This is a genomic window from Gracilibacillus sp. YIM 98692 (assembly GCF_010993965.1).
Taxonomy (GTDB): domain Bacteria; phylum Bacillota; class Bacilli; order Bacillales; family Amphibacillaceae; genus Gracilibacillus.
The window spans coordinates 20,537-27,695 of the sequence record NZ_WIXM01000040.1 but is presented as its reverse complement, the minus strand read 5'-3'; the positions used below and the strand labels follow the sequence as shown (position 1 = coordinate 27,695).

Below are 7,159 nucleotides of genomic sequence, written 5' to 3'. Positions count from 1 at the left end.
TTAAAAACATTGTATCCAAGAATTGACATGGCCCATTCTTTTTTTACACAATTAAACGGACTTAATCGACTGTTCCTTTCCCACAGGAGTCTCGCATTTTTCCGCAGCTTAGGTTGGTGCTCGTTTTGAATGAGAAAATATCATCAAACCTATGGAAAAATGAAATAAATCATAAATCGTACCACTCACTAGCGTAGACAACATACGGAGACTCCTGTGGGACAGCGAGAGCTGAAGATCCACTTGGTAAAGGGTTTTTCTTTACCAAGTTAGCTAAAAACCGCCCACGGAAAGCGAAGTATGTTGTCGGAGCGTATGATTACAGGCTTCAAAAATGAGGGGGACTTAAGCACTATATAAATATTTTACTGTATCGCAGTTTTGTTCAACTGTTTAATAAAACAAAAACATATCTCAACACTTTCTTTTGTTTATAAATAATAAAATTTGCGTGATGATTGCTAGTATAGGCAGTTCCAATAATGGGCCTATCACTAGTGTTAAAGCGATTAAAGGTTGGTTTGGGAAAGCTGTCATTGCTATTGCTAGAGCAATTGGCGAATTCCTAGCTAAAGTAGTTAAGCTTAAACTGGCTTTATCAGAAGTAGAAAAATTCATAATCTTTCCTATTTGTTGACTAGCGATAAAATTCACTGCGAAAAATAAAAGTATAGGAATAGTTATCTGCCACATTACATGTACATTATCTAGCAGCAATTGTCCTTGTGAAGCAAACATAGCAACAATCGCAAGACTTAGAAACAAAATTGGTAATACACTAAGTTTAGAAATAAGATCTTCTCTAAATTGTTGCTTATTTTCCAACAGCACTTTTGTTAGAAAAGCTAGAGCCAATGGGGTCAACAATACAACCAGAATACTTTCCGCCAAAAACGTAAGCTCTATAACCCCTGTTTGACCTCCAAAAATCAGGAGATAAATCGGTAGTAAAATAATTTGTAACATAAGATTTAGTGGTAAGATAGCAGCTGATAATCCCACATTTCCTTTTGCTATCCCTGTGAAAATTAAATACCAATCCATACAAGGCGTTACCATCAGCATAATAAATCCTAAATATAATGCTGGTTGGTCACCTAAAAATAACAATGCTAACATCCATGCTAATATAGGTGTCCAAACAAAATTAATAATAGCTGAAGTGAAGGTAAACTTAATATTTTTAAAAGATTTCTTTATTTCTTCTATAGGAATTTGTAAGAAAGTGATATATAACATAGCTACTAATAAAGGGACTATAAAGCTTTCTGAAATCGTTCGTAAGATTTCGAATTGTCCTAAACTTAAACCAATAAGAACTGCTAAAAAAATGATGAATGAATACCACTTCTCAATTAAACTCACTTCCGGATCACACCCAATAAATGTATTACAAACTGCCATTTTCGTTATGTACTAGGATACTTGATTAAATTTGTGAAGGAAAGTCCTTCTATCCTGCTACTCTCTCCCACTACAGCGAATTATATTAAAATAGTATCACATCAAATTAAAACGATGTTTGAATATTCTTAAATCTGTGAACATTGTGTCACTTATTTGCGTTACACTAAACCTCCATATAAATGTAAAGAAAGGGTATTTCCAATCATTGTTTGATCTTGGAAATACCCTTTCACATAGGAACATCTTTATTTGTTGGTTTTTTCGAACTCATGTTTATAATTGCCTCTCCCTTTTAACGATTGACCTTGTTTATTTTGGTTTTCTCTTAATTCGGTTGATAATTTTATAAACCATTCTTCGTCCTTTGTTGCTAAAGCTAAATCAATTAAATCTTGTAATTCCTCTTCTGTCCTAGTTGTTAAGTCTTCTAATAACTCCACATTTTTTTGGTCAAGCCGCGTCACTTGCCCTGTTACATTTTCATTATCGCTGAAAACAACTTTTACAGAGAGTTTAGAATGTGGAGAAGGGGTTTCTAATAGATAACCATGAACTAATTCCCCTCTTCTTGTTTTACCTCTTATCCAGTCTCCTTCCATAAATCTTTTTTGTTGTTTTTGTTCCATAACTTCCACCACCTTTATAAATTTTTAATCACAACATAAGGTATCTTTCTTTTTCATCTTATTTTTCCAGATGATCGACTTTACAGAGTAACCCTTTTGTAGATAGTGGGACAGTTCCTTTACTTCACCCCAAATGGTTCGCTGGTTATTTAAATAACGAGAATGGTCTGTTAAGTCATTCATTATTATCTTGGCCAATTCTGATTCATTATATAATAGTTGTTTGAATTGTTCATCATCAATGAATAGATATTCCGCAGAAGTGATCGTTTCGGCATATACATTTTCTGAATAAAAGGTGGAACGATCACCAAAGAATTCCCCTGGGCTAACAATTCTTATGGCATGTTGCTTCTCATTGACCAGCCTAACATAACCCTTTGTTAAGTAAAAAACACCATTTGAGGTTTTTTTCGGATGATAGACGAAATGCCCTTGTTTCTCCTGTACTTTCATCCCATAATCTTGGAGGTGTGTTCGGTCTAAATTGGTTGTTTTCATGACTTGATTCATCGTAACCCTCCTTCAAATGTAATGTTAGTTATTACATAGAGTAGTTTCACTACCTTCTGTAATGAAACATATTACATTTTAAATAGAAGAAAAGTCAATCACAGTGAATGTGAATGCTGTTGCACTTGATTTACCATGTCAGCAATGCTGTATTGCTGAAGAAAGGCTCCAAGATGACTTTCTGCATCAGTGAAAATTGTAGATAATACCAATTCCATGTTAGCCCCTACCAAGCATTGCTTATTTGCTTCAGAACATTTTGGCTGCAAGGAACCTTCTGAGGTGATTTGATAAATTTCCCACAGTGTCACTTGGTCTGGTTCTGCTGATAAGATAAATCCGCCACCTGTGCCTTCCTTTGTTTCTACTAATCCATGCTGTCTTAACATACTTAATACTTTTCGAATACGAACAGGATGCACGGAAGCACTTTCTGCCAACGCACTACTTGAAGACATTCGATCAGGCATTATCGAAAGCAGTGTTAAACTATGCACAGCTAGCGAATAGTCACTATTCATGTAGTAGTCCTCCCCAACAGTGATGTTACCCCCCACTTATCAATATAACCAGGTAAATGTAATTCTAAACATTACATTTATATTTGTCAATTGTTAGAAACTAAAAAATATATGATTTATTTTGTATCATTATATGACACGAAATAAATTTAGTTTGTAAGATATTAATCATTTTTTTTCAAAGAAATACTTCCCCTCAACCTTTCAAATTCCAACAATTTGACTATTTAATCTAACAATAAATACTATTCTTTTCTTCTCACAACAGCTATAATGATAAGGTATGTTTTTTCTTACGATACTCAGAAGGAGCAATACCTACCTTTCGTTTAAAAGCTTTAGAAAAAACAAGCTGATTATCATAACCGCATGAGCGTGCCACGGTTTCAATGGTATGAGAAGTGGCGTGTAATAAATCCTGCGCTTTCGCCATACGCAGGTCGGTAATATATTGTTGCAAGGTTTGTCCCACTTTTGATTGGAATAATGTGGACAGGTAACTCCGATTCACATTGATGGAAGCGGCTATATCATGAATCTTCATTGGTTGGTGATAGTGGAGTTGAATATATTGAATCGCTTGCTGAACATGATAATTGTCATCCAGCTTCAATTCCTCCAGTTTATGGCCAACTTCTAATGATAAGTTAGATAGAAATAAATAAAACAAAGCATATAACGAGTACATATTCGATTTTTCCTTATGCCGATATGCTAACATGTCGTATATGATTTTTTCTAAGTGACTTGTATCATTTATTTGAAAGGTAGGTGCTTGAAGATTCAAACCTAACCGATTCAAATGAAAAGTTACATTGCTACCATCAAACCCAATCCACATATAAGTCCAAGGATCATAAGGGTCAGCTTGATAATGTGTAATCACTTTCGGTTCAATAAGAAAACCTTGACCCTTTTCTAAATGATAAGTGGTGTGATTTTGGGTGAATGTTCCCTTTCCACCTAAAATGATATGAAGAATATAATATGGGCGAATCGCTGGACCGAATGAATGTCTTGGCTCACAATACGCTTGCCCACAAAATAAAAATGAGAATTCATCAAAATACTTTTCTGTTATATAAAGGACGGATGCGTTTTCCATACAATACGCTCCTTACATTAATTTCTCCAGGGAGGGAATCCAATGAACAAGATTAATTGGAGACGTTTTTATATGATGTTAATCGGGAATCTATTCATCGGAATTGCCGTTACACTATTGAGGATAAGTACATTAGGCACTGATCCTTTTAGCACCATGAACTTAGGTGTTAGCAGTTTTATAAATATGTCATTCGGTTTGTATCAATTAGTCATTAATATTGTACTTCTTGGCTTTATTTTTCTCTATGCACGTTATTCAATCGGATTAGGTACTCTTGTGAATATGGTTGGTATCGGGTTTATTTCAGACTTTTTAGTTTACAGCTATAGCTTATTTTTTGATGACATTTCGTTACTTGCCATTCGTATCATTATTGTTGCTATAGCAGTGATATTTGCAAGCATGGGAGTAGCTTTATATATTACACCAAACTTAGGAATGGCACCATATGACGCCTTAGCCTTTGTAATCGAAAAACTTAGTAAAAATAAAATTCCTTTTCCTGTAGCACGAATCACGACAGATATGACTTGTGTGTTGATCGGCTTCTCCTTTGGTGCTATTGTCGGTATTGCAACTGTCATCATGGCATTCTTCACAGGGCCATTTGTACAGTTCTTTCGCAAACATGTCGCAGAGCCAATGTTAGAAAAAGATCGCCCCATCCAGGTTCAACCGATACCTGCACATAAATAGAGAAAATGGATCTCCACCAAATCGAGGGTGGAAGATCCATTTTTTATTGCTTGTTTAAAACAAAAATTTTGGAATTAAAATCTTCGACAATATCAAAATTAGCATGTGCTTTAAAACGTTCATGATCTAATTGGATACCAATCTCCATTAATTCATCTCCATGATATATGCCTGGATACCCTTCAATTTCATAAGAGGATGCTTCATCTAATCCTTTAAGCAATAAACGGCTGAAACCTGGATTAGGTTTAGCTAATACTTGATAATCTGCTACAATAGCTTTTGATTGGTCTTTGGACACAACCATCCATGTCGTGCGGTTTCCATCCTCTGAAAACGGACTGTTAATACGATAGAATGTACCAAATTGGAAAAGCTCTCGATGCTGTTTAAAGAAAGTGATTTGATCTATCATTTCCGCCTTTTCTGTTTCCGACATCTTGGTAACATCTAGTTCATATCCGAATGCACCAAAATATGCTACATTTGCTCTTGTTTCCAAGCTTGTTACACGTCCCACTTGATGGTTCGGCACAGCTGATACGTGTGCCCCCATGGAGCTTACCGGGTATACAAATGAAGTACCATATTGAATCTTTAATCTTTCCATGGCATCGGTATCATCGCTCGTCCACGCTTGCGGTGCATAATAAAGCATACCCGGATCAAAACGACAACCGCCGCTTGCACATGATTCAAATAATACATCAGGAAAAACAGAAGTTAATCGCTCATATAAATCATATACGCCTAAGATGTAACGGTGCGCCACTTCACGCTGGCGCTCTGCAGGTAAAGCAGCAGAGCCAATCTCTGTTATATAACGGTTCATATCCCACTTCACGTAAGAAATCGGTGCATCATGTAATAGTTTCGCCATCATGTCAAAAATCGCATCAACTACTTCTTTACGAGAGAAATCTAGCACATATTGATTACGGCCGTGCGATCTGTTGCGGTTTGGAACATGAATAATCCAATCAGGATGGGCTTCGTATAACTCACTTACTTTACAAACCATTTCCGGCTCAAACCAAAGACCGAAATCCATGTCTAAGGCTGTGATTTTTTCAGCTAAACCTGTAATACCATTTGGCAGTTTATTATAATCTACAAACCAATCACCTAGTGAAGTTGTATCATCATCACGCTTCCCAAACCAGCCATCATCTAAGACAAATAGCTCTACTCCTAGTTCCTTCGATTGCTTTGCCATATTCAGTATTTTTTCTTCATTAAAATCAAAGTAAGTCCCTTCCCAATTGTTTGTAAGAACAGGACGAACTTGGTCACGCCATGTTCCTCTAGCTAACCTTGATTGATATAACTTGTGATAGGTTTGGCTCATCCCATTTAACCCTTCATTAGAATAGACCATGACAACTTCAGGCGTTTGAAAACTTTCTCCTTTTTCTAGTAACCAATTAAAATCAAAGGGATGAAGCCCCATGCTCACTCGAGACACATCTAAATAATCTACTTCCACCTGTGCTAAAAAGTTACCACTGTAAACAAAACTAAAACCGTAAACTTCTCCTTGCGATTCTGTTGTTTCAGGTCGCTTTAAAGCTAAAAATGGGTTATGTTGACTGCTGCTTGTTCCTCGTGTACTAGATATCTGCTGAATTCCTGTTTCGAGCTTTCTCGTTTTTACATGCCTTTCTTTCACCCATGCTCCTGAAAGCTGTACCATTTCATAGTTTGAATCAAAAAAGTCTACATTAGCACTCATGGCACGTAATAGATTTAAGTTTTCTTCGCCATGGTTTACAAATTGAACACTTCTTGTAATCGCATCATGTTCTTTAAACACCGAGTATAACAAAATAATTTCTGCTTGAATCAATTCATCATATAATGTAATTTCTATTGTTTCAACTTCATCATCCTGTTCTGTATAGGTTGCAGGAAGACCTTCTAATTTAGGTTTCCCTTTAAAGATACGATGATTTTTGTATTTAAAATCTGTGATTCTGCTTCCATTTTCCTGCAGAATCTGAAAAGCTGGCTCACGAAAATCCGTTGTACCATATGAAGGATATTCCTGTTTCGTTTGTTCAAGGGAGAAATTCATATCCCCCTCTTTTAAATACGTAATATTAGAGCGATGCCCTGTTACTAATAAGTGCTGAAATGAGTCTTTATGTCTTACTTTTTTTCCATAATACAAATGACCTAATTGCTCATTTTCAAGAATCGTCATAATATAACTTGCATTATTTGTTTGCAAATGAAATTCTCTTGTCTGATCGTTATAGATGATGGTCATAATTCATAACTCCTTTTTT

At 35.8% G+C, this 7,159-nt stretch carries 7 protein-coding genes; 1 reads left to right on the top strand and 6 read right to left on the bottom strand.

Annotation, left to right across the window (positions count from 1 at the left end):
- Window positions 1-414: 414 nt before the first annotated feature.
- The 5 genes from GHD00_RS19160 to GHD00_RS19140 form a co-directional block, all read right to left on the bottom strand.
- A complete protein-coding gene (locus GHD00_RS19160; RefSeq protein ID WP_163539819.1) occupies window positions 415-1,365 on the bottom strand; it encodes an arsenic resistance protein in 951 nt (316 codons plus the stop codon).
- A gap of 287 nt (window positions 1,366-1,652) precedes the next feature.
- Window positions 1,653-2,033, bottom strand: a complete 381-nt coding sequence (locus tag GHD00_RS19155; protein WP_163539818.1) for an IDEAL domain-containing protein — start codon at window positions 2,031-2,033, stop codon at window positions 1,653-1,655.
- Window positions 2,034-2,057: 24 nt separating this feature from the next.
- Window positions 2,058-2,546, bottom strand: coding sequence for a Crp/Fnr family transcriptional regulator (locus tag GHD00_RS19150; RefSeq protein WP_163539817.1), 489 nt, complete (start codon window positions 2,544-2,546; stop codon window positions 2,058-2,060).
- A gap of 98 nt (window positions 2,547-2,644) precedes the next feature.
- The gene (locus GHD00_RS19145; protein ID WP_163539816.1) at window positions 2,645-3,067 is read right to left on the bottom strand and encodes an RrF2 family transcriptional regulator; all 423 of its coding nucleotides are present in this window, start codon (window positions 3,065-3,067) and stop codon (window positions 2,645-2,647) included.
- Window positions 3,068-3,335: 268 nt separating this feature from the next.
- Window positions 3,336-4,172: an AraC family transcriptional regulator gene (locus GHD00_RS19140; protein WP_163539815.1), complete on the bottom strand. Its 837-nt coding sequence runs from the start codon at window positions 4,170-4,172 to the stop codon at window positions 3,336-3,338.
- Window positions 4,173-4,214: 42 nt separating this feature from the next.
- On the opposite strand from GHD00_RS19140, the gene GHD00_RS19135 reads away from it, so the two are divergent.
- A complete protein-coding gene (locus tag GHD00_RS19135; protein ID WP_163539814.1) occupies window positions 4,215-4,871 on the top strand; it encodes a YczE/YyaS/YitT family protein in 657 nt (218 codons plus the stop codon).
- A 43-nt stretch (window positions 4,872-4,914) separates the two neighbouring features.
- On the opposite strand, the gene GHD00_RS19130 is transcribed toward GHD00_RS19135, so the two are convergent.
- On the bottom strand, window positions 4,915-7,140 hold the full coding sequence (locus GHD00_RS19130; RefSeq protein ID WP_163539813.1) for an alpha-galactosidase: 2,226 nt from the start codon (window positions 7,138-7,140) through the stop codon (window positions 4,915-4,917).
- Window positions 7,141-7,159 lie beyond the last annotated feature (19 nt).

Bases quoted from the DNA above. Each gene is read 5' to 3' on its own strand.
- GHD00_RS19155 (WP_163539818.1), bottom strand. From the start codon at position 2,033: ATGGAACAAAAACAACAAAAAAGATTTATGGAAGGAGACTGGATAAGA.
- GHD00_RS19150 (WP_163539817.1), bottom strand. From the start codon at position 2,546: ATGAATCAAGTCATGAAAACAACCAATTTAGACCGAACACACCTCCAA.
- GHD00_RS19145 (WP_163539816.1), bottom strand. From the start codon at position 3,067: ATGAATAGTGACTATTCGCTAGCTGTGCATAGTTTAACACTGCTTTCG.
- GHD00_RS19140 (WP_163539815.1), bottom strand. From the start codon at position 4,172: ATGGAAAACGCATCCGTCCTTTATATAACAGAAAAGTATTTTGATGAA.
- GHD00_RS19135 (WP_163539814.1), top strand. From the start codon at position 4,215: ATGAACAAGATTAATTGGAGACGTTTTTATATGATGTTAATCGGGAAT.
- GHD00_RS19130 (WP_163539813.1), bottom strand. From the start codon at position 7,140: ATGACCATCATCTATAACGATCAGACAAGAGAATTTCATTTGCAAACA.